Genomic DNA, 25,106 nt, shown 5'->3' with positions numbered 1-25,106 from the left:
GGTGGACCACGTGGACCACTGTCCTGGTCCAAAAAAGTCCGCCGCGCTGGACCGGGGCAAGCCCCGCGCTTCTGCGCCCTATGACGGTGCCGCCTTTGCCGATCCGGATGTCTCCATGTGCCAGCATTCACCGCCTCTTGTTCCAGACCCGCAACCGGGCCTGGCATGGAGAATAGCAAGCGGCATCGGAGTAGGAAAACGCACGGACTCAACCGAAGCGCATCGCGCCTCTCCGGCAAGGTACCGGTGCTTCGCCCGCTCCCGGCCTTCAGCCTACGCGGACCGGCTTGGTCTTGATCAGGTCGGCCTGGCCGAACTTGGGGATCGACAGCCCGCCGCCCGGCTGCTGCATCAGCTGCATCGGATATTGTCCCGGCGGCAGGGCCTGAAGCGGCATGCCGGCCTGGGCCAGGGTATAGGGCGAAACGCGGTGACGGGTGCACAGGCCGCCGGCGCCATCATCAACCAGCGGAATTTCGAATTCCAGCCCCTGCATCGAACCGGCGCTGCGCCGCGCGACTGCCACGGCCAGCTGGCCTTCGCCGAAATCGACCACGAACTGGGTATCCAGCGGCACGTCGATCAGGCCTTCGACCATGCAGCCCGAGCGCGACAGGTTGCGCATCATCACTTCGTAGCGGTGATCCTCATGGATCAGGCCGACCTTGCGCAGCACCGTGCGGCGGTCCGGGCGGTACTTGCTGGGCCCGTTCGCCTCGATCCGCCATTCGCCGCTGGCCATGGCCTCGGCCACTTCGTCGTGGCTCAACGCGGCGGCATAGATGAAGCCCTGGATCTGCTTCACGCCCAGGCGGCGCATCGCATCCAGCTCATCGTGCGCCTCGATCCCTTCGGCCGTGGTCAGCATGCCCAGCGAATCCGCCAGCCCCACGATGGAGGCAATGATCGCGGAGTTGCGGTTGGCCGGATCGGTGACGCCGCGGATGAAGGCCTTGTCGATCTTGATCTTGTCGAACGGCGCGTGCTGCAGATAGCTGAGCGAGGAATAGCCGGTGCCGAAATCGTCCAGCGCGAGGCTGACGCCCAGCATCTTGAGCGCGGTGAAGATTTCCTCGGCGGTGGAGCGATCGCCCATCATCACCGATTCGGTCAGTTCGATTTCCAGCCGTTCGGGCGGCAGGCTGCTGTGGGCCAGCGCCTGGGCCACGGACGAGGCAAAGCCCGGGTTGGCGAATTGCGCGGCCGATACGTTCACCGCGATCTTCACCCCGCCCGGCCATTCGGCGGCATCGGAGCAGGCCTGTTTCAGCACCCAATCGCCCAGCGGGCCGATCAGGTTGGCTTCCTCGGCGATGGGGATGAAGATCGAGGGCAGGATATCGCCCAGCTCGGGGTGTTCCCAGCGGGAGAAGGCTTCGAGCGAGACGACCTTTTCGGTCTTGGCATCGACGATCGGCTGATAGGCCACGCGCATCTGCCCGCTGCCCAGCGCATCGCGCAGGTCTTCCTCGATCTGGCGACGGCGCTCGGCCTCGCTGTGCAGGTCGCTGGAATAGAACCGGAACTGGCCGCGCCCGCCACCCTTTGAGGCATAGAGCGCCAGGTCGGCCGACCGGACCAGGTCTTCGCTGTTGATCCCGTCATAGGGGGCGATGGCAATGCCGATCGAGGCCCCGATCACGCAGCGGCTGCCCTCGATCTGGTAGGGCTGCGAGATCATGGTGATCACGGTCATCGCCAGCTCACCCAGGCGGCCGCGATCGTCGATATCGGGCAGGATCACCTGGAATTCGTCACCGCCCAGGCGGCCGATCTCGAAATTCTTGTCGGCCAGCACGCGCTTCAGCCGCTGGGCCACCTGCTTGAGCAGTTCGTCGCCAGCCGGGTGCCCAAGGGTATCGTTGACTTGCTTGAAGCGGTCGAGATCGAGCATGAAGATCGCGCAGGACCGCTTGGCCGACCGGTAGGCGGTCAGGACCGCGTTGAGCCGCTTGCCCATGCGGTGCCGGTTGGCCAGGCCCGTCAGCGAATCGTACTGCGCCAGGCGCGAGGCATCCTTGTGCGACTGGCGCGTGGCCGTCACATCGATCCCGTTGCCGTGATAGCCCCGGAAATTGCCCTGGGCGTCATATTGCGGCCGGCCGGCGATCGACCACCACAGCTCGGCATCCTCGCTGGCGGCCTTGACCGGCAGCTCGGAGAAGGTCTTGCGGGCGCTGAGGATCAGCGGCAGCGTGCGTTCCACCGGATCGTCATCATCGCGATCGAGGATGAACAGCGACTGGATCGGCTGGCCCACCAGCGCGCCGGGGGCCACCCCCAGCACCTGGGCCACGCATTCCGAAACGTATGTGAGGCGACCTTCGGCATTGCTGGACCAGAACCAGCCGAGGCCGGAGCGTTCATAGTCCTGCGCCAGTTCAAGGAGCTGCTCTTCAGGCGACTTGGCCGCTTCGCCCGCGCCATGGTCATCGCGCCTGCTGCCCAGCAGGTTGCGCAAGACGCCGAAGGAGCTGTTACCCGAAGTGGCCATGGCGAATACGATAGAACTTCCCAAATCTGCCCGGAGGCTGTGATTGCTTGTTAACCGGGCATGGTTGCAGAAAGGCTAACAACAGGGTTTGCGCAGCCTTTTCGGGCAAGTGCGTGATTTCACGAAGAAGGTTTGGGGGCCGTACCTATATTGCCGTCATGAAACACTCGGGAAAACGATGACTTAGGTCACCTTGGGCAGGCTGGCAGTGCAAATGATGCGCAACCCACTTAATCGCTTCTGGACTTCCAATCGGTAGTCATACCCACCTAATGGCCCTTAAAGCCTCAGCCGATCGCCTGCCGACCGTCGGGATTGCCGGAGCAAGCCTGGCGAGCCGGCCGGCTTACCAACAACCACTTATGCCGGTTACGGCCATGGTTAAGGGGAAATCCGGTAAAGGATCATCCGAACGCCAAGCCCCGTCTTCGCCTGCGCGAGCGAAGATTTGCCGAGGGCGGCGCGAAGGACGGGACAAATGGCCAAAGACCTCCATTTCGTGGACTACTACGATCTGCTCGGCATCTCGCCGCAAGCCGACCTGGGTCTGATCAACCTGGCCTATCGCTACCGCGTCAAGGTCGTGCACCCGGATAGCCAGGAAACCGGCGACGCGGGCCTCTTCGCGCTGGTCGTGCAAGCTTACCAGACGCTCAAGAACCCCGAGAAGCGCGCCGAATATGACCGCCTTTATGCCTCCCAAGGGCGGCGGACGCAGCAGGGTCTCTCGGACGAGAGCGCTCACGAGGTTGCCAGCGACGTGGACATCCAGCAGCGCCTGCTCGGCATCCTTTACGAGAAGCGGCGGGCCGATACGCGCAACCCGGCCATGGGGGACATGCGGCTGCTTGAGCAATTGCAGTGCTCGCCAAGCCACCTCGATTTCCTGATCTGGTATCTCAAGGAAAAGGGCCTGATCAGGGTCGTCGAAACGGGCGGCGTGGCAATCACCGTCGATGGCGTCGACCAGATCGTGGGTCAGCACATGCGCAAGATCGCGCAGCTTCAACTGACCGACCGGCGCGCATACGCCTGATCCGGAACCCGGAATACTGGGTCAAGGGATGCCGCAACTGCCCCCTGGGGGCGGCTGGCCGGTCTCGAAAAGGTCTCTAGCCGGTTAGGGAAATAAGCGGATCCGCGAATGGGGCAGACGGCCAATCCTTAGTAGACTGCGGCGTAATTCCGATGCCGAAGAGTCAGGATTGCCGATGAGTTACGAACCCGTCAGCCGTTTCCAGCCCACGCCCATCATGCGATCGCGCCGACGGCGCACCCTGCTGCGCGTCCAGCTCCAGGATTCCGCCGATCGACCGCTGCCGGTCATGATGCAGAACGTATCGGCCAGGGGGATGCGCGGGATCTGTCGCGAAGGGGCCGTCGCCAAGGACGAGCTAGTCCGGCTCAACCTGCCTGACGGCAGCTCGCTGTGGGGCGTGGTCCGCTGGGTCGAGGGCCGCAGCTTCGGGGTCGAGTTCGATACGTCGGTCGGCAATTTCGAGGGCGAGCCCGACCGCGGCACTTTGCTGACCGCATCGTTGAGCTTGCCGGCGCCGTGACCAGCGGCGCGAGCAGCAGCGGTTTCGAGAGCAAGGCACCTGTGAATTCAATGACCCGACTGACATTCGACAAGACTGCGTGTGAGGCGAGAGATGCGTAGGATCGGTCTGATGCTTGCCATGCTGATCGCTGGCTGTTCGGAAGGCGGCAAACCCTTGCACGCCAATGAGCGGATAGCCTGCGCCGACTTTTACAATACGTCGGAGAAACGCGCTGGCTCCGAAGCCAAAGTGGTTGATGCCTGGATGAAGTCCGGCCGGATCGTGGTCGAGCTCGCGAGCCGGGATGGCGATCAGGTTCTCATCAATCACTGCATCGTCAATCCCGAGACGGGGCAGCTTCGCCTTGCTTCCCCCTATGACATCTCGTGGGAACGTCCGGCTCCCAAATCCCCCACCCCTTAGCACCGCCCAGATTCTGGGCGATCCGCCTCAACCGCGGGTCACTGCCGGTTGCATCGCTTGAGACCCCAGACGCAACCTGGCGCGCCGGGCGGAGGCTCGGCGCGCCAGCAGGTCGGTTGGCAATCTTGTGACCAGGATGCCGGGCCTGGTTTACTGCTCCTGGCGCTCAGTCCTCGCCATAACGCGCCCGCAGCGTGATCCGCTCAAGCGCTTCGGTCATGCTCTCGACGTCCTGATCATCCATGATGGTCGAGGGCTCCTGTGGCTGGGCCTGCGCCCCGCTTACGGCCAGGAAATCAATGCCCGGGCCTTCGCTGTCGTCATCGTCAAGTACGGCATCCTCACCGAAGGTGTCGCCGGTGTCTCGGCGCGCGGCGCCAAAATCAATCCGCTCGGACCGCAGCGGCCCACTGCGAAACGCCTGAAAGTCAATCGACGAGGGCGCCTGGAAGTGGTCTGAGGTCCCGGTCTCAAGTTCGGCTGGCGCAGTGCTGCTCTCAGCTTCGGCAGCGAATGCCACGGAGGCACTCGGCTCGGGACTGACGAAGTCCTGCAGGTCAAGCGGCTCGGCTCCCACCAGCGCGCGCCATGTTTCACCGAGCTCGGCCAGTTCGCTGCGCGCCGCAGCGGCCTTGTCGCTGTCGCGCCGCAGGATCGCCCAATCGAGCTGAAGGAGCACAATCGAGATACGCTCGGCAATCCGGATCTGCTCTTCGGGCGCGGCGGCTGCGTGCAGTTCGTCAATCGCGGCATAAAGCGGCTTGCGCCAGTCCAGCGGACGACCGGCAGCCTCCGCGGCGTCATCGAGCACCTGGCAGATGGCCTCGTAACTCATCAGCGGTTTCGAGTAGTACATGTCTCGGCTCCCATGGCATTCTCGCCACCGGGATAGCCAATCGTGATTGATTCAGCCTAAATACGATATAAGCAAATTCGCTATCATCGCTTCATGGAAAAATACCTATGAGCGCACAAAGTCGGCGCAATCATATTGTGCCTGACATTGATTACGATGCTGTCAATGAAAATGGATGTTCGCTTTCGATAAATATCGAAATTCAATGACCTTAATTGTTCATTGCTGACATCCTGCCCTAAAACTATACCAGTTGCAGCGTAGCAGGTATTCAACTGGTCGTGCTGACCCTGCACGAATTCATGGAATCACATACCGACCCGTAAAGACACCACGCCAATCGACAGTCCAGTATGCGACGATCGAATAGTGGCAGGCGACCTTGAAAATCGGTGTCAGCAGGAAAACCACCATCAGGGCAATCGTACCATGAGCGTACTGCCTGTATTTCTTCTTTATTTCTATATCTTTGGTATAGTCCTGGGTGATCATGTAAACCATGAACGCACAATACGATAACCAATAGATTAGTTCTGTCACCGGATCGTCCAGGAACCGGACACTGGGTCGCAAGATCCAGAAGTCGTCCTTCCCGAAGCCGAAGTACCAGTCGAGCGCATTGCCCAGCTTCCCGACCAGATCGATCAGGAGCGGGATGGCGTTCTCGTCAAGGCGAAGCGGTTGGCTCATTTCGGATGACTGGTCTCGTGCGGTGAATGCAATGCTCACTTGAGGGTTTGACCTTAAGGCACGAGGCTGAAGGTTTCAGCTTGGGGTGCATAAGTGAATGCGCATACAGGCGAGACGCCCGTCCGAACCGGATGGCGCATGTGTACCTGGGGTCGCTCAGTCAAAGGTTGCGTGATGCGCCCGGACAGCCGAACTGGCGGCCAAGAAGGCGGCCATCTGCCCGGCAATGTCAGCGAGGGGTTTTCCCCGGCTTCGCGCGGCGCAGCTATTCGTTGACGGCGCGCTTTTCCGAGAGGGTCGGGCCAGTGGCCGCCGCGAGCATCTTGACGCGCCCGGCATTGTCGACCGGCAGGGCACTGACGAACTCCACCCCGATCTTGTCATCCTGGCACCAGCGCGTGGTCCCGGTAACAGCAAAGTCTTCCGCCAGGTAAATCTGAAAGATCGTGCCCCTGGGCACGTTCCACAGCCCCTTGATCATCGCGCCTGTGGCCGACAGGTTCCGGATCTTGGCGTTGTAGGTCTGCCCCGCGTGAACCAGCTGCACATTGCGCAGCATGGCCTGACGAACTGCCCGCGAGGCCCTGGGGCCATCGGCGATGGCCATCGGCCCTTCGGAGAGCAGCGCGGTGGCCTGTTCTCGGGTCAAGGGCTTGTTGTAGATGTAACCCTGGACGTGGCTGCACCCGAGGCTGCGAACCAGATCGAGCTCATCCATGGTCTCAACCCCCTCGGCGGTCGTTTCCATGCCCATGGCCTCGGCCATGCTGACGATCGAGGCGATGATTGCCGCGTTACGGCTGCCCTGTTGCGTTGCGCCACGCACGAAGCTCTGGTCGATCTTGATCTTGTCGAAAGGCGCGCGCTGCAGATACCCGAGCGAGGCATAGCCGGTTCCGAAGTCGTCCAGCGCCAGCCGCACACCGACACGTTTGAGCGAAGCGAACATGGCCTCGACACTGGCGTCATCGTTGAGGAAGACACTTTCCGTGATTTCAAGTTCGAGCCGCTTGGGATCAATCTGGGTCTGGGCCAGGATGTTGGTGATCACCCCGGGCAAGGATGGACTGATGAACTGCAGGGGCGAAACGTTGACCGCCACACGCACGCTGGTGGGCCAGTTGGAAAGATCATGGCAGGCGGTGCGCAGGGCCCATTCGCCAATCTGCACGATGAGGCCCGCGTCTTCAGCCACGTTGATGAACCGGGCGGGCGATAGCCAGCCAAGCCGTGGGTGCTTCCAGCGCAGCAGCGCCTCGAACCCGGTCACTCGTTCGGTCGAGGTGTGCACAATCGGCTGATAATGCAGTTCGAGCCCGCCGTTGCTGATCGCATCGCGCAGATCCGCCTCGAGCTGGCGGCGTTCCTCGGCTTCGCTGTGCAGGTCGGCGGCATAGAAATGGTGGATGCCGCGGCCGCCGTCCTTGGCGGCATAGAGCGCAAGGTCGGCATTGCGGATCAATTCTTCGGAGATCACCCCGTCATCGGGCGCAAGCGCAATCCCGACCGAAGCGCCGATCACCACGCGGTGGCCATCAAGCTGGTAAGCCAGCGACAACGACTTGATGATCCGATCCGCCAGTGTGGCAAGGGCTTCACGGTCCTGTCGGCCCGGCAGGATGACTTCGAACTCGTCACCGCCCAGACGACCGACCCGGCCAACCGGCCCGACCGTGCGCTCCAGCCGTTCCGCCACTTGCTTGAGCAGGGCGTCGCCAGCCGGATGGCCCAGGGTATCGTTGACCTGCTTGAAGCGGTCCAGGTCGAGCAGGAACACCGCGCAGGCGCGGTGCTGAGGGTTCGGGGCAGCCAGGATGCGTTCCAGCGTCTGGGCCATCTGCAACCGGTTGGCGAGACCGGTCAGGGAATCGAAATGCGCCAGCCGCGAGGCATGTTGCTGCGATCGCCGCTTTTCGGTCAGATCATGGCCCGAGCCACGGAAACCCACGAAGTTGCGGAACTCGTCGTACAGCGGGCGACCGCTGATTGACCACCAGCGTTCTTCCTTGTCAGTTGCCGCACGCAAGGCCAGTTCAGTGAAGGCCGAGCGGGCATTGAGGTGGAAGGCCAGGGTGCGCTCGCCTTCCTGGCTCCCGGGATCATTGGCAAAGAGGACCGACATCGGCTTGCCAATCAGGCCTTGCACCCGGCAGCCCAGGATTACCCCGACAGTGGGCGAGACATAGGCCAGCATCCCTCGTCGATCGGTTTCGAAGAACCAGCCCTGGCCGCTGTCCTCGAAATCGCTCAACAGTTCCTCGGCCCGCTGCTGGTTGCGCAGTCGCTCCTGCTCGGCTTCGGCCGCGGCGCGGTCACTGCGGATCTGCCGCGAAGCGGCAAACAAGCCCAGACAGGCGCCACCCGCCAGCAGCAAGAGCGACACGGTGCTTCCGTCGATCAAGGCAACGCCAAGCCACATCGCGACCACGGCCCCGGTGATGCCCGGAATTCGGCGGTTGAGGATGATGGTAGCCAGCGCGGATACGAGGATCGGGGCCGGAATGGCTTCCGACCATTCCAATCCGGGATCGCGAGCGGTCCAGGTCGCGATTCCCAGGCCGAACAAGAGCATGGGCCCGCCAACCGCGAAGGCGTGCAGGGCTTCGCGTTCGACCAGCGAACTGATCCGCCGCTGCTCCACCTTGTTCAGGAAGGGCGTCGACCAGGCGATCAGCATGGCCCCGGCCAGCATGGCAACGGCCGGTACCGTCGGTACGGCGCGGTTGGCGATGCCCACCAGCACGGCGAGCGCCAGCATGATGGGCGCGATAAATCGCCAGTTTGGCTCGATCAGGATGTAAACCGGACCGTGGCCGGTCGCCCCGGGCCTGGAAACAGCACGCGGACCCGCCGGTCCGCGGGCCGACGGCGACGTATTCTGCTCCATTTCCACATTGCGCACCATCGAGGCACTATAGGTTTCAGGTCTTTGAAGAAGGGTTAATCAAACCATTAGGTGCCACTGGCGATGAGTGCGGAACGCGGGTTGTAAAGACCTGATCGGCTGGGCATAGTGATGAAAGAACACAATCGGACGGGGACTGCCGATGGCCGTTATGCAGCGCAGGTACCGGTGGGATCTTGATTGCCGCCGCGGCACGGCTGGCAGGAGCGCCTGAACCATGCGCCACATTGCGATCATCGGCTCCGGCCCGGCCGGCTACTACACCGCTGAAGCCGCACAGAAGCAATGGGGCGAGGATGTGCGGGTCGATATTTTCGACATGCTGCCCGTCCCCTATGGCCTGATCCGCACCGGCGTGGCCCCCGATCACCAGTCGATCAAGGGCGTCTCGCGCCGCTATGAAGGCACGGCCCTGTCCGACAATGTCCGCTTCGTCGGCAATGTGACCATCGGCGAGGACGTGACCATCGCCGAGCTGCAGCAGCTTTACGATGCCGTGGTCCTTGCCACTGGCGCGCCGAACGACAAACCCGCGGGCATTCCCGGCGAAGGGCTGGATAATGTCTTTGGCAGCGCAGCCTTCGTCGGCTGGTACAATGGCCATCCGCAGTTCGCGAAGCTGAACCCGGACCTTTCGGGGCGAACCGCGGTGATCGTCGGCAATGGCAATGTCGCGCTGGACGTGGCCCGCATCCTGTCCAAGACGGCAGCTGAATTCCACGGTAGCGACATCGTTGCCCATGCGCTCCATGCGCTTGAAAAATCACGCATTTCTCGGATCGTCATCCTGGGTCGGCGCGGGCCGCACCAGATCGCCATGACGCCCAAGGAACTGGGCGAGCTGGCCCACCTTGCGCGCGCCTGTCCGCGGGTCGATCCGGCCGATCTGCCGGCCGAGGACGAGGACCTGTTTCTCGAGCCCGGCCAGCGCAAGTCGGTGGGCCACCTGCGCGGTTTTGCCGCGATCCCCGAAGAGTTTCGCGCCGACAAGCCGGTGGAGATCGAGTTCGATTTCTTCGCGAGCCCCAAGGCGATCCAGGGCGATGGCCAGGTGACGGGCATCGAGATCGAGCGCACCACGTTGGATGCCAATGGCCGGGCCAGCGGCACAGGCGAAACCTATGTGATCCCAGCCAGCCTAGTCGTCACCTGCATCGGCTACAAGACCTCCCCCATCCCCGGCGTGCCATTCGAGGAGAGCGCCGGGCGCTTTGCCAATGACGAGGGGCGGATCCTCCCCGGCCTCTATTGCGTCGGCTGGGCGCGGCGCGGGCCTTCGGGCACGATCGGCACAAACCGCCCCGATGGCTTCGCCGTGGTCGACCTGATCGCCGGGGACATCGGCCAGGGCGGCGGCAAGCAGGGTCGCCCCGGCTTCGATGCCCTGGCGCAGGCGCGCGGGCTGGACATTGTCACCTTCCGCGACTGGAAGAAGATCGAGGCCGTGGAAGAACAGCGGGCCCGCGAAGGCGCGCCGCGCGAAAAGTTCGTCCACGTCGACGACATGATCCGCGCGCTGGGGGAATAGGCTGGCAGGGCATCAGCGCTTGCCCCCACCTCCAAGCCGTGATTTAATCGTCCGGTTAAAGACGCGACCCCAGAGAGTCGCTCCATTCGGAGAGAGGCCATGCCCAGTTACGATCTGATCATCCGCAACGGCACGATTGTCGATGGCACCGGCGCGGCGCGCTTCACCGGCGATGTCGCGGTGAAGAACGGGCTGATTGCAGCCGTGGGCAAGGTTCAGGGCGATGCCGCCGAGGAAATCGACGCCGCCGGCAAGGTGGTGACGCCCGGCTTCGTCGATATTCACACGCATTACGATGGCCAGGCCACCTGGGACCAGGAAATGGCCCCGTCGAGCTGGCACGGGGTGACCACGGTGGTCATGGGCAATTGCGGGGTCGGCTTTGCCCCGGCGCGGCCGGATCGCCATGGCTGGCTGATCGGGCTGATGGAAGGGGTTGAGGACATTCCCGGCACGGCGCTGGCCGAAGGGATGACCTGGAACTGGGAAACCTTCCCCGAATATCTGGACGAGCTTGAGCGCCTGCCGCGCACGGTCGATGTTGGCACCCACGTGCCGCACGGCGCGGTGCGGGCCTATGTGCTGGGCGATCGCGAGCAGCCCGGCGCGATCCCGACCGAGGATGACATCCGCCAGATGGCCGAAATCGTCGAGGACGGCGTGCGCGCCGGGGCACTGGGCTTTTCGACCAGCCGCACCGTGCTGCACCGCTCGATCGATGGCGAAGTCGTGCCCGGCACCACCGCCACCAAGGAAGAGCTGATCGAGATTGGCCGGGCCATGGGCCGGGCCGGGCACGGCGTGTTTGAAATGGCCAGCGACATGCGCCGCGAATGGGACGAATTCGGCTGGATGGGCGCGCTGAGCCGTGAAACCGGCCTGCCCTGCACTTATGCCGCGCTGCAATCCATCGCCAAGGAACTGCCGCTGGAGGAACAGATCGCCCAGATGCGCGCCGAGAACGACAACGGCGCCAACATCGTTGCCCAGATCGCGCTGCGCGGTAATGGGATCGTCATGGCCTGGCAGGGCACGGTCCATCCGTTCCGCCTGCGGCCCAGCTGGCAGGCGATAGCCGAACTGCCGTGGGAACAGCAGCGCGCCAAGCTGCTCGATCCGGCCTTCAAGGCCCAGCTGCTGTCCGAAACCAACGACTTTTCCGAGGTCAACCAGGACATCATCGGCCTGATCATGGTGGTCTGCGGCGGCTGGACCATGCAGTATGAAATGGACCCCGACTTCGACTACGAGCCGCAGGCCGATGAAAGCATCGCCGCCCGCGCCGCCGCCGCCGGGGTTTCGGGCGACGAATATGCCTATGACCTGCTGTGCCAGAATGAAGGCAAGGGCTTCATCTATCTGCCGCTGCTGAACTATGCCGATGGCAACCTCGATTTCCTCGAGGCGCTGCAGGCGTCGGACGATACGGTCAATTCGCTGTCCGATGGCGGCGCGCACTGCGGCACGATCTGCGATGCGGCCAGCCCTACCTTCATGCTTCAGCACTGGGTGCGTGATCGCAAGCGCGGTGGGCGGATTTCGCTGGAACGCGCCGTGCAGCGCCAGTGCCGCGATACGGCCCGGCTCTATGGCCTGGAAGATCGCGGTGTCATCGCGCCGGGCTATCTGGCCGATCTCAACGTGATCGATCTCGACAAGCTGAAGCTGGGCAAGCCGTGGCTGGCCTTCGATCTGCCCGCGGGCGGCAAGCGCCTGCTGCAAAAGGCCGAAGGCTATGTCTGCACGATCAAGAACGGCGCGGTGACGTTCCGCAATGGCGAATGGTCCGGTGCCACCCCCGGCGGCCTGATCCGCGGGCCGCAGCGCGTGGAAATGCTCGAAGCGGCGGAGTAGGCCTGATCCCGTCATCCCGGCGAAAGCCGGGATCGCTGTCAGGCGTAGCGCCCATCCGCCAGCGGTCCCGGATCAAGTCCGGGACGACGAGTTACGGCCGGATCACGATCCCCACCGCCGGATCGGCCTTGCCCGCCAGAGTAGCGGCAAAGGCATTACGCGCGGCTTCCAGCCCCGCGCGCGTGTCGATGGTCAGCGCCCCGCCCGCCTCGGCGATGAAGCGCAGCCAGCTTTCCGCCACGGCCTCGCCAAAGGCCTTGGGGCCCAGTTCCTTGATCGCCGCCACGGCATGGTCGGGCGCGAAGAACAGCACCGGCGTCGGCCCCGGCAAGGCGCCGCGCTCCTGCCCGAAGCCCGCGCCAACATGGGTCGCACCGACCGTGCAGGAATACTTCAGGTGATCGCCCAGCGTGGTGTGCACGCCGTGCATCAGCCCGGCATTGCCGGCGAAATCGACCAGCACCGAGGCCACCTGCGGCAGGCTGGCCAGATCGTCATAGGCCAGCACTTGGTCATAGAAGCCCGTCCGCTTGACGAATTCGACGTTACCCGCCGAAGTCAGCCCGATCCGCTTCATCCCCGGCGAGCGATGCCGCGCGACCGAGGCAAGGCCCATCGCCGTCTTCGACGAGGCGGACGTGCAGATCACCGCCTCTGCCCCGAACCAGCCTTCGCGGCGCATGAAGCTTTCGATCAGGAAGCCGGTCTTGAACAGCGGGCCGAAGATCATCCGCTCCCCCTCACGCGCCGGATCATGTTCGGGATCGGCGGCAAGGCGGCTGTACTGGTTGTAGATCGGGCTCATCGGCTGGCGATGGGCGGCGCCATCGGTGAATCCGCCGGGCGATACCCCAACCGGCAGCACATCGAGGTGCGTGGCCATCGGCAGATAGCCATAGACCCGTTCCCCCACCGCGATATCGGGATGGTTCGAAGCCTCGACCACGGCATGGCCCCACATCGGCACTACGCCCCACTCCCCTTCACCCGGGAAGAAGTTCCAATAGCCAAAGGCATCGCCCGCCACGGCATAGGTCACGTTGTTGGCAGTGACGGAGAAGCTCTCGATCCTCAGCCGCACCGCCCCATCGGCCAGCGCCCCGGCGGGAGCATCGACGATCCGCGCTTCGCCAAGCGCCTTGCGGTTGATCTGGACGGTCTGCGGCATTGTTTTCTCCCGAAGATGCATGGGCCTGAAACCAAATGGGCGCGCCATGCGGCACGCCCATTCAACCAAGCCTGCGTGGCAAGGTAAAGCGGTTTAGACCCGCATCGGCATCAGCACATAGAGCGCCGGGCTCTTGTCGTCCTGGCGGATCAGCGTGGGCGCGCCGGCGTCGGCCAGGTGCAGTTCCACCGTATCGCCCTCGATCTGGCCCAGGATGTCCTTGAGGTAACCGGCGTTGAAGCCGATCTCGAACCCGCTGGACTTGTAATCGGCCGGGACTTCCTCCGAAGCCGTGCCATTGTCAGGCGAAGTGACCGAGAGGGTCACCCGGTCATTGTCCAGCGCCATCTTGACCGCGCGGGTCTTTTCGGTAGCGATGGTCGCCACGCGGTCGACGCCTTCATAGAAGCTCTTGGGATCGAGCCGCAGCAGCTTGTCGTTCCCGGTGGGGATCACGCGGCTGTAATCGGGGAAGGTGCCGTCGATCAGCTTGCTGGTCAGCACCACGCCGTTTTCACCGCCTAGGGTAAAGCGCACCTTGCTGGCCGAGAGATCGACCAGCACGTTGGCATCCAGCGCCTCATCCAGCAGCTTGCGCAGTTCGGCCACGCATTTGCGCGGCACGATCACGTCGGGCATGCCTTCGGCGCCATCGGGGCGCTTGATCGTGAAGCGGGCCAGGCGGTGGCCATCGGTGGCCGCGGCCTTCAGCTCCTCGTCCGTCACATGCAGGAAGATGCCATTGAGGTAATAGCGGGTTTCCTCGGTGCTGATCGCAAAGCGGGTGCGGTCGATCAGCTGGGCCAGCGTGGCGGCGGGCAGCTCGAAGCTGGTCGGCAGATCGCCTTCGACGATTACCGGAAAATCGTCACGCGGCAGGGTCGGCAGCGAGAAGCGGCTGCGCCCGGCCTTTACCGTCATGCGGTTATCCGCCGTTTCCAGGCTGACCTGGCTGCCATCGGGCAGCTTGCGGGCAATATCGAACAGCAGGTGGGCCGAAACGGTGATCGCCCCGGCGCCTTCGACCGAGACCGCACCCAGCGTTTCCACCACCTGCAGGTCAAGGTCGGTCGCCATGATCCGCACCGTGCCATCGGCCGCAGCTTCGATCAGCACGTTCGAGAGAATGGGGATCGTGTTGCGCCGCTCAACGACGGACTGCACGTGCGACAGGCACTTGAGCAGCGTCGCGCGTTCGATGGTGGCCTTCATGGTCGGTCTTTCGTCCCCAAGGAAGCGCGCGGCCAGAATCGGCCCCTGCGCCGGAAATGCGGACTCGCTTTCTTAACGCCGGAGACCTTCGGGGCAAGCTTACCCGGCGGGAATCCGGGCGAAACTGGGGATAATTCCCTCCCTCAGCCCGCCCTGCGTCAGAGCATCGCCATCCCGCCGTTCACGTGCAGGGTCTGGCCGGTGACATAGCCGGCCTCCTTGCTGGCGAGATAGGCCACAGCCGCGCCGATATCCTCGCCCTCGCCCATCCGGCCCATCGGGATCCGGGCGTTGAGCGCGTCCTTCTGGGCATCGGGCAGCACCTCGGTCATCGCGGTGCGGATGAAGCCGGGGGCAACGCAGTTGACGGTCACGCCGCGGCTGGCCAGTTCCTGCCCCAGCGACTTGGACATGCCGACCAGGCCCGCCTTGGCCGCGGCATAGTTGATCTGGCCCGGGTTGCCGGTGACGCCGACCACGCTGGTGATCGTGATGATCCGGCCGAAGCGGGCCTTCATCATCGGCTTGGTCGCGGCGCGCATCAGGCGGAAGGCGGCTTCAAGGTTGACCTTGATGACCTGCTCCCACTCCTCGTCCTTCATCCGCATGGCCAGGTTGTCGCGGGTGATCCCGGCGTTGTTCACAAGGATATCGATCTTGCCCAGGGTATCGACCGTGGCCGGCACCAGATGCTCAACCTGTTCGGTGTTCGACAGGTCGCAGGTGATCTCGACATGGTCGTGGCCATAGGTGTCGTTCAGTTCCTCGCGAAAGGCGCGCAGCTTGGCGGCATTGGTGCCGGACAGCGCGAGGCGGGCCCCCTGCTTCGCCAGAGCGTGGCTGATCGCCGAACCGATGCCCCCGGCGGCACCGGTGACAAGGGCGGTCATTCCCGAAAGATCGAACATGCGCTGCATTCCTGCCTATTCCTTTGCGAACTTTTCAAATGCCACTTCGGCGCCCAGTTCCGCAGCCACCCAGGCGCCGAAGAATTCGCTCGTCACCTGATCGGTGGGGATCCCGTTCCTGGTGAGGAACTGCTCGATGAAGGTCTGATGCTCGGCGCTGATCCCCGGCGCTGGTGCCCCCGTCCCCGCACTGGCCAGGGTAGGCAGGAAGATCTGCTTCAGCTTCAGCCGGTCCGCGCCGGTCGTGCCGGCCTTGATCTTTACCACCACCGCCTGGGCAATCGGCGCCCGCCGTTCCATGGCACGCGCCAGCGACGAATAGATCTTGTAATACATCGCCTGCTCAAAGGCCGGGTCGGACCAGCGGTTCTGTTGACTGCAGGCGGCGGCGCGGTTGGAAATGCCTTGGATCAGCGGGTCAAGCACCTGATCCGAGGTCGCGTCGTTAGAGAACTTCTCGAACGAGAAGTCGGCGTGGAAACGGTCAATCTGGGCCTGCTCGGCAGCCGTATAGCCCCGGTCAAGGCAGTCAAGTCCGCTGGCGGCATGGACGGGCGAGGCGACAAGAGCGACCGCGATGGCAGCCGCGGCGAATTGGTGTTTCATCGGTTTCTGCTCCCTGGCATCGCCTGCCAAAGCCAAGCTAGGCCAATCACAGCGCCTTTGCCAGCGCCTCGATATCGGCCATGCCGACCACGCTGGTCACGGTTACATCGCTGACGCTGCGGCCGATCATCGGCCCCAGCACCTTGCCGCCCAGCTCGACAAAGCTGTCCACCCCGGCGGCCTGCATGGCGATCACGCTTTCGCGCCAGCGGACGCGGCCGCAGACCTGTTCCACCAGCAGGCGCTGGACTTCGGCCGGATCGCTGACCACGGCGGCGGTGACATTGGCGAACAGCGGCACCCGCAGCGCACCCGGCAGCGTCTTGCCGAGCGCTTCGGCCATGGCATCGGCGGCGGGCTGCATCAGCGGGCAGTGGAATGGGGCCGAAACCGGGAGGGCCACGCCGCGCTTGATCTCGAAGTCCTTGACCATGGCGATGGCCCGCTCGATCGCGCCCTTGTGGCCGGAGAGGACGACCTGGGTGGGGTCATTGTCGTTGGCGACAGTGCAAACCTCGCCCTCGGCGGCGGCTTCGGCCAGCTTCTGGGCCTTGTCGATATCGGCACCCAGCAGTGCGCACATCGCCCCCACGCCCACCGGCACGGCAGCCTGCATTGCCTGGCCGCGCAGCTTCAGCAGGCGGGCCGTATCGGCCAGGCTGAAGGCCCCGGCGGCGCAGAGCGCAGTATATTCGCCTAGGCTGTGCCCGGCGACGAAATCGGCCTTTTCGGCCAGGGTGATCCCGCCTTCGCGCTCCATCACGCGCAGCACGGCGATCGCGTTGGCCATGATCGCGGGCTGGGCATTCTCGGTCAGGGTCAGGACATCTTCCGGCCCTTCGCGCATGATCGCGGAGAGCTTCTGCCCTAGCGCATCGTCCACTTCCTCGAACACTTCGCGCGCGGCGGGGCTGGCTTCGGCCAGGTCAGCCCCCATGCCGACCTTCTGGCTGCCCTGCCCGGGGAAAACGAATGCTCGCATGGTCCTCTCCATTGCCTGATGCCCCCGCGCCTATTGGTTGGCGCTTCAGCGGGCAAGCCCGAAGGGCACAATCTTGTTGTCGATATCGTGGCCGATGTCCGCCGAACCCAGGAACGGGATGGCATGGCGCGCGCACCAGTGGCGGGCGATTTCCTCTGCAGTGGCGCCAAACGGACGGTCGTTTTCCGGCACGTCGCCAACCCGGCCCAGCCGCAGCCCGGCAATGCCGCCAAGGTGCGCGGTGAGGTGGAAGAACAGCCGGTCAACGGCATAGAGGTGCTCGCTTACCTCCTCCACCTGCACAACATGGCCCGCCAGCCCTGGCATCAACGGGGTGCCGCACAGCATGGCCAGCGTCATCAGGTTGAAGGCCACGGTGGGCTTGCCATCGAGTGACGGCTCCGCGCCCGAACGATCCCCGCTCAGCCAGGCCAGCGTGCGCCGCACCGCCGCCTCGCCCCCGGCGCGGCGGATGTCGGCCGGCATCGGTGCATGGGCCGGATGGCCGAACCGCTGGCGATAAAGTCCGCCCAGCAGCGTGCCGCCATCCGAATAGCCCAGGAACAGCTTGTCCTGCGCGGCGTGATCGAAGCGGTGAAGCGCATCCTCGGCGATCCGCATCGCCCCATAGCCACCGCGCGCGAACCACACCGCATCAAAGGCGGGATCGTTGGCGCATTCAACTAACGCCTCCAGTCGCGCCGCGTCCGACCCGGCGAAATGGCCTTCGCTGAGAAAGCATTGCGGATGAAAATGCAGCCTCACGCCCGGAAACTCGGCCGCAGCCAGCGCCAGCACGCGATCCGCATCTTCCCTGGCAAAGGCGGCAGACGGGGCGCAGATGGCGACGTTGAGCATGATCCTTACCTAACCCGGTTGTCAGGCGAGGCAAGGGCGCATACCGGAGAACCGATGGACGATCTCACCACCCACCCCTGGTTCTTCTGCGGCATCGGCGGCTCCGGCATGCTGCCGCTGGCGCTGATCCTGAAGGGCCATGGCGCCGAGGTGGCCGGATCGGACCGCAGCCGCGACCAGGGCCGCACGCCCGAGAAGTTCGCCTGGCTGGAAAGCCTGGGCATCACCCTGTTTCCGCAGGACGGCAGCGGTCTGGTCTCGGCCAACCAGATCCTCGTCGCCTCGGCCGCCATCGAAGATACCGTGCCGGAGATGATCCGCGCCCGCGAGCTGGGCTGCGCGCGGATGAGCCGGGCGGAGCTGCTCTCCCGCCTGTTCAACGCCGCGCCCGCTCGCATTGCCGTTGGCGGCACCAGCGGCAAGAGCACGGTCACCGGGATGATCGGCTGGATCATGGACTGTGCCGGCCGCGATCCAACGATCATGAACGGCGCGGTGATGAAGAACTACGCCGCGCCCGATGCCCCCTTTGCCAGCGCACGGGTCGGCCAGGGCGAGGTCTTTGTCAGCGAAGTTGACGAAAGCGACGGCTCGATCGCGCTTTATCGACCGCAGGTCGCGGTTGTGAACAACATCAGCCTGGATCACAAGAGCCTCGAAGAACTACGCGACCTGTTCGACGATTTCGCCGCCAAGGCAAAGGTTGTGGTGCTCAACGACGATGACCGCGAATGCTATGACCTTCAGCTGCGCCTCGCACTGCGCGACGACGCGGCGGATGTGCAGATCCTCACGTTCGGCCTCGGTCATTCCCCCGATCTGACCTGCGACGAGGACAGCATCAGCGAGAGCCCCGTCGGCATCGCCGCCGATGTGATCGACACCCGTGACGGTACTCGCCACGCGCTGCGGCTGAGCCTGCCAGGGCGCCACAACCTGTCAAACGCGCTGGCCGCGATTGCCGCCGCCAGCGCTGCGGGCGTACCGGTCAGCGCAGCCGTTGCGGCGCTGAGAAGCTTCGCCGGTCTCGCCCGCCGGTTCGAGATTGTCGGCACCAGTCCGTCCGGCATCACCGTGATCGACGATTTCGGGCACAACCCGGAAAAGTGCGCGGCTACCCTGCGCACGCTCAAGGCCCATCCCGGCCGCGTGGTCGCCTTCTTCCAGCCGCACGGCTATGGCCCGCTCAAACAGATGGGACATGAACTGGCGGAGGTCTTTGCCCGGCTGCTCGGCCCGGATGACCGGACGATCCTGTGCGATCCGGTCTATTTCGGCGGAACAACCGATCGCAGCGTGGGCAGCGAGCGGATCGTCGACTTGATCCGCGAACATGGCGGTACGGCCGATTACGTGTCAAACCGGGCTGACTGCGAGGAACGGCTGGTGAAACTTGCTCGTGCCGGTGACCGGATAGTGATAATGGGGGCGCGGGACGACACGCTCAGCCAATTTGCCCGGAGCGTGCTGGCGCGCCTGCCATAGGGGCCATCGGGCCGCCGCAGGTGCGGGGGGAGATAGCCGTGTATCAGGTAAACTTGACGCAATCGCATTTTCCGCTGCGGGACGATGTCCCGCTGCTGCCAACCACGGTCGGTTCGGTGCTGCGGGAAGCCGCCGCCCGCTGGCCTGATCGGACTGCGCTGATTTCCGCCGATGGGCCAACCGCTGATCGGCAATGGACCTATGCCGAATTGCTGGCCGAAAGCGAGGAACTCGCCGGTGCGCTGCTGACCCGCTTCTCGCCCGGCGAGCGCGTGGCAATCTGGGCGCCTAATGCCCCGGAATGGGTGCTGCTCGAATTTGCGCTCGCGCTGGCCGGGCTGACCCTGGTGACAGTCAACCCCGGCTATCAGGCGCGCGAACTGGCCTATGTCCTGCGGCAATCGAACGCTGCGGGCCTGATGCTGGTCAGGAACCATCGCGGCAACCCGATGGAAGCCATCGCTGCCGAGGTGGTCCGGGACCTGCCCGGCCTGCGCGAGGTTACCGATATCGAAGATCCTGCTGCGCTATACCGAAAAGCTGGCCCGGTACCGCCCTTGCCCGAAGTCCAGCCCCACGATCCGGCGCAGATCCAGTACACTTCCGGCACCACCGGCAATCCCAAGGGCGTAGTCCTGCATCACCTGGGGCTGACCAACAACGCCCGGATATTCAATCTCAAGGCCGGGCTGCCGCCTGGCTCGGTCAACATCAACGCCATGCCACTGTTCCATACGGCGGGCTGCGCGATTGCCGTACTGGGTGCCGTGCAGCATGGCAGCACCCTGGTGCTGTTGCGCCAGTTCGATCCGGCCAGCATGCTCGATCTCGCGCAGTCGCAGCAGGTTTTCTATCTGCTGGGCGTACCGACCATGCTGATCGCCGTGCTTGAAGAACATAAGGCCCGTCCACGCGCTCTCTCGTCGCTCGGGCTGGTCGGCTCGGGAGGATCGATGGTCCCGCCGGAACTGGTTCGGGCCGTCACTGACGAATTTGGCTGCCGGTTCCTTACGGTTTATGGACAGACCGAAGCCAGCCCGCTGCTGACCGTGGTCGGACCAGACGATGCCTTCGACGATATCTGCCACACAGTAGGTCAGCCGCTGGTCCAGACCGAAATGGCGATCATGGCAACCGACGGGTCGGGTCCGGTTGCAATCGGTCAGGTCGGCGAGATTTGTGCCAGGGCCTATGCTGTCATGCTGGGTTACAACGACAACCCCGAAGCCACTGCCGCCGCGATCGACGCTGAGGGGTGGCTGCACACCGGCGATCTGGGAACGATGGACTCGCGCGGCTTTGTTCGGGTTACCGGCCGGGTCAAGGACATGATCATCCGCGGCGGAGAAAACCTGTTCCCGGCAGAAATCGAAAACGTGCTCCTGGAGCACCCTGACGTTGCGGAAGTGGCAGTGGTCGGCGTGCCCGATGACCGGCTGGGCGAGGCGGTGGCCGCTTTCGTCCGGGTCCGCGAGGGAGCCAGCTTTGATCCCGATGCACTGAAGGCCCATTGCCGCGCCCAGATCGCCGCTCAAAAGGCACCCAGCCATTGGATCGCGGTCCGGGAATGGCCACTGACCGGTTCTGGCAAGATCCAGAAATTTGCCCTCCGCGATCAGTGGATCGCGGCAGGCGGCGCGGATGGTTCAGTGGCCTGAACCGGCTGCGGGATGTCGGCCCAGCAGCGCCGGCACCTTGTGGATCGCCAGGGCCACGATTGCGCCCAGCACCAGCCCGACCACGCCCGACAGCGTCGAATTGGTCAGCCAGCCCAGCACATCGCCGATGGGGCCAGTCGCTTCGGCTACCATGTGCTCCACGCCGTGGATCGCGTCGTAAGGCAGCTTGAAGCCCAGCTTCTTGGCCCCGTCGACCAGGATGTGCCCGCCGACCCACAGCATTGCCAGCGTGCCCACCACCGACAGGGTGGTGAGCAGCCGGGGCATGGCATGCAGCAACCCGCGGCCAAAGGCCTTGGCCGCCGCGCTGGTCCGCTCCTGCACCATGTGCAGGCCGATATCGTCCATCTTCACGATCAGCGCGACGACGCCATAGACCGCCACGGTAATCACGATCCCCACCAGGGCCAGGATCAGCCCCCGGTTCACCAGCGTCTCGTCCGCCACTTCCGCCAGGGCAATCGCCATGATCTCGGCCGAGAGGATGAAATCGGTGCGCACCGCGCCCGAAATCCGCTCCTTCTCGAACTCGGCCATGTCCTCGATCGGGTCTTCCAGCGTTTCGCCGTGCTTGGCCCCGCCCAGCTTCTCGATCACCTTCTCCGCGCCTTCATAGCACAGGAACAGCCCGCCCAGCATCAGCAGCGGGGTGATCGCCCAGGGCACGAATTCGCTGAGCAGCAGCGCGGCGGGCAGCAGGATCAGCAACTTGTTCTTCAGGCTGCCCTTGGCGATCTGCCAGATGATCGGCAGTTCGCGCTCTGGCGTGAATTCGGTGACATAGCTGGGCGTAACCGCCGCATCGTCGATCACCACACCCGCGGCCTTGGACCCGGCCTTGGCCGCCGCCACGCCAACGTCGTCGATCGAGGCGGCCGCCGCCTTGGCGATTACCGAGATATCGTCAAGCAGTGCTACCAGGCCGGTTGGCATGTTCGTATTCCCCCTCAGGCTGACCAGCGCATGGCTTGCCAAGCCTTGGCCCGCCCCGCAAGGCTTGCATTCCCGGCCGATTACGCTAATGGCCCGCGCTTCCGGAAGTGATTCCGGATGCAAGAAAGCCGGAGGGGCCCCGCAATCCCGCGGATCAGCCAGCGATCGGTTAGACAGATGAAAGGCATAGCATGCCGCTTTACGAGCATGTGTTCCTGGCGCGCCAGGATCTGAGCCAGGCGCAGGTTGATGCGCTGGCCGCCACCGCCACGGAAATCGTCGAAGCTCATCAGGGCAAGGTCACCAAGACCGAAACCTGGGGCCTCAAGAACCTGGCCTACAAGATCAAGCGTAACCGCAAGGCGCACTTCGTGCTGCTGAACATCGAAGCCCCCGCCGGCACCGTGGCCGAGCTGGAGCGTCAGACCGCGATCAACGAAGACGTGATTCGCTGGCTGACCGTGCGCGTCGACGAGCTGGAAGCCGGCCCGTCGGTGCAGATGCGCAAGCAGGACCGCGAGCGCAGCAAGCGCCGCGAACGCGAGGAGTTCTAAGAGATGGCCCGCGCATTTTTCCGCCGCCGCAAGTCGTGCCCGTTCTCGGGCAAGAACGCTCCGAAGATCGATTACAAGGACACGCGCCTGCTCCAGACCTACATGTCTGAGCGTGGCAAGATCGTGCCGAGCCGCATCACCGCCGTTTCTGCCAAGAAGCAGCGTGAACTGGGCCAGGCGATCAAGCGTGCCCGTCACCTGGGCCTGCTGCCCTACCTCGTGAAGTAAGGGGAGAGAGACCATGGAAATCATCCTCCTCGAACGCATCGAGAAGCTGGGCACCATCGGCGATGTCGTGACCGTCAAGGACGGCTACGCCCGCAATTACCTGCTGCCCAACAAGAAGGCGCTGCGCGCCAACGAAGCCAACCGCAAGGTCTTCGAAGCCAACCGCTCGAAGATCGAGGCCGATAACGCCGCCCGCCGTGCCGACGCCGAAGGCCACGCCGGCAACGTCGAAGGCAAGTCGGTCGTCCTGATCCGCGCCTCGTCGAACTCGGGCCAGCTCTATGGTTCGGTTTCGGTGCGTGACATCGTCGATGCGCTCAACGCCGATGGCGCCAACGTGTCGAAGTCGATGATCGTGCTGGAACGCCCGATCAAGACCATCGGCGTGTTCGACGTGAAGGTTGCGCTGCACCCGGAAGTGTCGGTCAACGTCAAGGTCAACGTCGCGCGTTCGCCTGACGAAGCCGACCAGCAGGCCAAGGGCGTCGACGTGATCGCCGCCATGTTCGAAGACGACGCTGCCGAGGCTGCTGCCGCTGCGACTGAATTCGAAGCCGGCAACGGTGAAGAACCGGAAGCCGAGGCTCCGGCCCGGGCCGCCGAGGCGACCGACGAAGCCTGAGGCTTCCCCGGCTAAGCCAAACGATCAAGGGGGTGCCTCGGCGCCCCCTTTTTCGTTGGGCGAAGGTTTCAGTGGCAACGTAATTGAAATGTCATCGCGATCTGTCTAAAGGCCCGCGATGCTAAACACAGACACGATCATCGCGGAATTGGTCCGCGTTTACGACGAAGCCGTCGCCGCCCTCCGTTCCGACATTGCCCGCTTTGCCGCGGACGGAACCCTCCCCCCCGCCGAACGCCGTGCCAGCCGCGCCTGGTGCTATCCGGAATTGCGGATTGCCTATTCGGGCGTCGAGACCCGGCCTGACCTGGCCCGCGCCTTTGGCCGGCTGGCCCATCCCGGCACTTTCGCCACCACGGTGACCCGCCCCGCCCTGTTCGCCGATTACCTGGCCGAGCAGCTGGCCCTGCTAGCCGACGATTACGCGATCGAGGTTTCGGTTGGCCGGTCGGATCAGGAAATCCCCTTCCCCTATGTGATCGATGCCAGCTCTGGCCTGGGCGCGCTCAGTCCGCAGGATCTGGCCCGCCACTTCCCGGCGACCGAGTTGCGAATGATCGGCGACGAACTGGCCGACGGGATGGAATTGCCCAATCCGGAAGAGACCATTCCGCTGGCACTGTTCGATGGCCTGCGCACCGATTTCAGCCTCGCGCGCCTGGCGCATTACACCGGCACCCCGGTGGAGGATTTCCAGCGCTTCATCCTGTTCACCAACTATCACCGCTATGTCGATGAATTCGTGGACTGGGCCGGGCAGCAAATGGGCAAGGACGAATATGTCCGCTTGTCCGGTGCGGGCGGCCTGCTGGTTGAGGAAGCCACCGAGAACGCGCGCGAGCGTCTGTCCGACACGGCCTGGCGGCGCCACCAGATGCCGGCCTATCACCTGGTCCGCGAGGACAAGATGGGCATTACTCTCGTCAACATCGGGGTCGGCCCGTCCAACGCCAAGACGATCTGCGATCACCTGGCCGTGCTGCGGCCCGAAGCCTGGCTAATGATCGGCCACTGCGGCGGCCTGCGCGACACCCAGCGGATCGGCGACTATGTGCTGGCCCATGCCTATCTGCGCGACGATCACGTGCTCGATCCGGTGCTGCCGCCGGAGATCCCGATCCCGGCGATTGCCGAAGTGCAGATCGCACTGGCCCAGGCGGCCGAGCGGGTCAGCGGCGATACCGGCGCGAACCTGAAGAAGCGGATGCGCACCGGCACCGTCGCCACCACCGACGATCGCAACTGGGAGCTGCGCTATACCCAGTCAGCCCGTCGCCTGAGCCAGAGCCGGGCGATCGGGATCGACATGGAAAGCGCCACCATCGCAGCCCAGGGCTATCGCTTCCGCGTGCCTTACGGGACGCTGCTGTGCGTCTCCGACAAGCCGTTGCACGGCGAAATCAAGCTGCCCGGCCAGGCCAACCGCTTCTACGAGGAAGCGATTGCCGCGCACCTGCTGATCGGCACCACCGCCTGCGACCTGCTGCGCGCCGAGGGCGAGCGGCTCCACTCGCGCAAGCTGCGAGCCTTCAAGGAACCGCCGTTCCGTTGAGGCAAGACGCCCGCGTCCGCCCTGCCCG

At 64.4% G+C, this 25,106-nt stretch carries 22 protein-coding genes; 11 read left to right on the top strand and 11 right to left on the bottom strand.

Annotation, left to right across the window (positions count from 1 at the left end):
* Positions 1 to 268: 268 nt before the first annotated feature.
* Positions 269 to 2,518 (bottom strand): EAL domain-containing protein, encoded by a 2,250-nt coding sequence (locus tag O9281_RS03430; protein ID WP_298182757.1) that lies wholly within the window; start codon positions 2,516 to 2,518, stop codon positions 269 to 271.
* A gap of 454 nt (positions 2,519 to 2,972) precedes the next feature.
* On the opposite strand from O9281_RS03430, the gene O9281_RS03425 reads away from it, so the two are divergent.
* From O9281_RS03425 to O9281_RS03415, 3 genes are all read left to right on the top strand, one after another.
* Positions 2,973 to 3,530, top strand: a complete 558-nt coding sequence (locus O9281_RS03425; protein ID WP_298182754.1) for a J domain-containing protein — start codon at positions 2,973 to 2,975, stop codon at positions 3,528 to 3,530.
* 175 nt (positions 3,531 to 3,705) lie between these two features.
* Complete coding sequence (locus O9281_RS03420) at positions 3,706 to 4,053, top strand: PilZ domain-containing protein (protein WP_298182751.1); 348 nt, start codon at positions 3,706 to 3,708, stop codon at positions 4,051 to 4,053.
* A 111-nt stretch (positions 4,054 to 4,164) separates the two neighbouring features.
* Complete coding sequence (locus O9281_RS03415) at positions 4,165 to 4,458, top strand: hypothetical protein (RefSeq protein ID WP_298182748.1); 294 nt, start codon at positions 4,165 to 4,167, stop codon at positions 4,456 to 4,458.
* A 166-nt stretch (positions 4,459 to 4,624) separates the two neighbouring features.
* Here O9281_RS03415 and O9281_RS03410 read toward each other — a convergent pair whose 3' ends face one another.
* The 3 genes from O9281_RS03410 to O9281_RS03400 form a co-directional block, all read right to left on the bottom strand.
* The gene (locus O9281_RS03410) at positions 4,625 to 5,293 is read right to left on the bottom strand and encodes a hypothetical protein (RefSeq protein WP_298182745.1); all 669 of its coding nucleotides are present in this window, start codon (positions 5,291 to 5,293) and stop codon (positions 4,625 to 4,627) included.
* Between the two features lie 321 nt (positions 5,294 to 5,614).
* A complete protein-coding gene (locus O9281_RS03405) occupies positions 5,615 to 6,004 on the bottom strand; it encodes a hypothetical protein (RefSeq protein ID WP_298182743.1) in 390 nt (129 codons plus the stop codon).
* 265 nt (positions 6,005 to 6,269) lie between these two features.
* Positions 6,270 to 8,762 (bottom strand): EAL domain-containing protein, encoded by a 2,493-nt coding sequence (locus tag O9281_RS03400; RefSeq protein ID WP_298182740.1) that lies wholly within the window; start codon positions 8,760 to 8,762, stop codon positions 6,270 to 6,272.
* A 364-nt stretch (positions 8,763 to 9,126) separates the two neighbouring features.
* Here O9281_RS03400 and O9281_RS03395 point away from each other — a divergent pair, with 364 nt between their 5' ends.
* Positions 9,127 to 10,437: an FAD-dependent oxidoreductase gene (locus O9281_RS03395; RefSeq protein WP_298182737.1), complete on the top strand. Its 1,311-nt coding sequence runs from the start codon at positions 9,127 to 9,129 to the stop codon at positions 10,435 to 10,437.
* 99 nt (positions 10,438 to 10,536) lie between these two features.
* The gene (locus tag O9281_RS03390) at positions 10,537 to 12,291 is read left to right on the top strand and encodes an amidohydrolase family protein (protein WP_298182734.1); all 1,755 of its coding nucleotides are present in this window, start codon (positions 10,537 to 10,539) and stop codon (positions 12,289 to 12,291) included.
* A gap of 91 nt (positions 12,292 to 12,382) precedes the next feature.
* Here O9281_RS03390 and O9281_RS03385 read toward each other — a convergent pair whose 3' ends face one another.
* From O9281_RS03385 to O9281_RS03360, 6 genes are all read right to left on the bottom strand, one after another.
* A complete protein-coding gene (locus O9281_RS03385) occupies positions 12,383 to 13,459 on the bottom strand; it encodes a DUF2855 family protein (RefSeq protein ID WP_298182731.1) in 1,077 nt (358 codons plus the stop codon).
* Between the two features lie 93 nt (positions 13,460 to 13,552).
* The gene (dnaN, locus tag O9281_RS03380; protein ID WP_298182728.1) at positions 13,553 to 14,671 is read right to left on the bottom strand and encodes a DNA polymerase III subunit beta; all 1,119 of its coding nucleotides are present in this window, start codon (positions 14,669 to 14,671) and stop codon (positions 13,553 to 13,555) included.
* A 158-nt stretch (positions 14,672 to 14,829) separates the two neighbouring features.
* The gene (fabG, locus tag O9281_RS03375; RefSeq protein ID WP_298183898.1) at positions 14,830 to 15,579 is read right to left on the bottom strand and encodes a 3-oxoacyl-[acyl-carrier-protein] reductase; all 750 of its coding nucleotides are present in this window, start codon (positions 15,577 to 15,579) and stop codon (positions 14,830 to 14,832) included.
* Between the two features lie 15 nt (positions 15,580 to 15,594).
* Complete coding sequence (locus O9281_RS03370) at positions 15,595 to 16,185, bottom strand: hypothetical protein (RefSeq protein WP_298182725.1); 591 nt, start codon at positions 16,183 to 16,185, stop codon at positions 15,595 to 15,597.
* Between the two features lie 46 nt (positions 16,186 to 16,231).
* A complete protein-coding gene (gene fabD / locus O9281_RS03365; RefSeq protein WP_298182722.1) occupies positions 16,232 to 17,167 on the bottom strand; it encodes an ACP S-malonyltransferase in 936 nt (311 codons plus the stop codon).
* Between the two features lie 45 nt (positions 17,168 to 17,212).
* Positions 17,213 to 18,025, bottom strand: a complete 813-nt coding sequence (locus O9281_RS03360) for an LD-carboxypeptidase (protein WP_298182719.1) — start codon at positions 18,023 to 18,025, stop codon at positions 17,213 to 17,215.
* 54 nt (positions 18,026 to 18,079) lie between these two features.
* Here O9281_RS03360 and murC point away from each other — a divergent pair, with 54 nt between their 5' ends.
* Together murC and O9281_RS03350 are read left to right on the top strand one after the other, a co-directional pair.
* On the top strand, positions 18,080 to 19,510 hold the full coding sequence (murC, locus tag O9281_RS03355) for a Mur ligase family protein (RefSeq protein WP_298182717.1): 1,431 nt from the start codon (positions 18,080 to 18,082) through the stop codon (positions 19,508 to 19,510).
* A 53-nt stretch (positions 19,511 to 19,563) separates the two neighbouring features.
* Entirely contained in the window at positions 19,564 to 21,168 is a 1,605-nt protein-coding gene (locus tag O9281_RS03350) for an AMP-binding protein (protein WP_298182715.1), read from the top strand.
* Here the strand turns inward: O9281_RS03350 and O9281_RS03345 are convergent.
* Complete coding sequence (locus O9281_RS03345; protein WP_298182712.1) at positions 21,157 to 22,122, bottom strand: DUF808 domain-containing protein; 966 nt, start codon at positions 22,120 to 22,122, stop codon at positions 21,157 to 21,159. The two genes, O9281_RS03350 and O9281_RS03345, sit on opposite strands and share 12 nt — an antisense overlap.
* Positions 22,123 to 22,313: 191 nt before the next feature.
* On the opposite strand from O9281_RS03345, the gene rpsF reads away from it, so the two are divergent.
* From rpsF to O9281_RS03325, 4 genes are all read left to right on the top strand, one after another.
* Entirely contained in the window at positions 22,314 to 22,676 is a 363-nt protein-coding gene (gene rpsF, locus O9281_RS03340; protein WP_298182709.1) for a 30S ribosomal protein S6, read from the top strand.
* A 3-nt stretch (positions 22,677 to 22,679) separates the two neighbouring features.
* Entirely contained in the window at positions 22,680 to 22,904 is a 225-nt protein-coding gene (gene rpsR, locus O9281_RS03335) for a 30S ribosomal protein S18 (RefSeq protein ID WP_147090592.1), read from the top strand.
* Between the two features lie 13 nt (positions 22,905 to 22,917).
* Complete coding sequence (gene rplI / locus O9281_RS03330) at positions 22,918 to 23,526, top strand: 50S ribosomal protein L9 (protein ID WP_298182706.1); 609 nt, start codon at positions 22,918 to 22,920, stop codon at positions 23,524 to 23,526.
* 118 nt (positions 23,527 to 23,644) lie between these two features.
* On the top strand, positions 23,645 to 25,078 hold the full coding sequence (locus O9281_RS03325; RefSeq protein ID WP_298182703.1) for an AMP nucleosidase: 1,434 nt from the start codon (positions 23,645 to 23,647) through the stop codon (positions 25,076 to 25,078).
* Positions 25,079 to 25,106 lie beyond the last annotated feature (28 nt).

Source organism: Novosphingobium sp., assembly GCF_027531025.1.
Taxonomy (GTDB): Bacteria; Pseudomonadota; Alphaproteobacteria; order Sphingomonadales; family Sphingomonadaceae; genus Novosphingobium.
The sequence above is the reverse complement of the archived record's forward strand: the minus strand, read 5'-3'. Positions and strand labels throughout refer to the sequence as shown.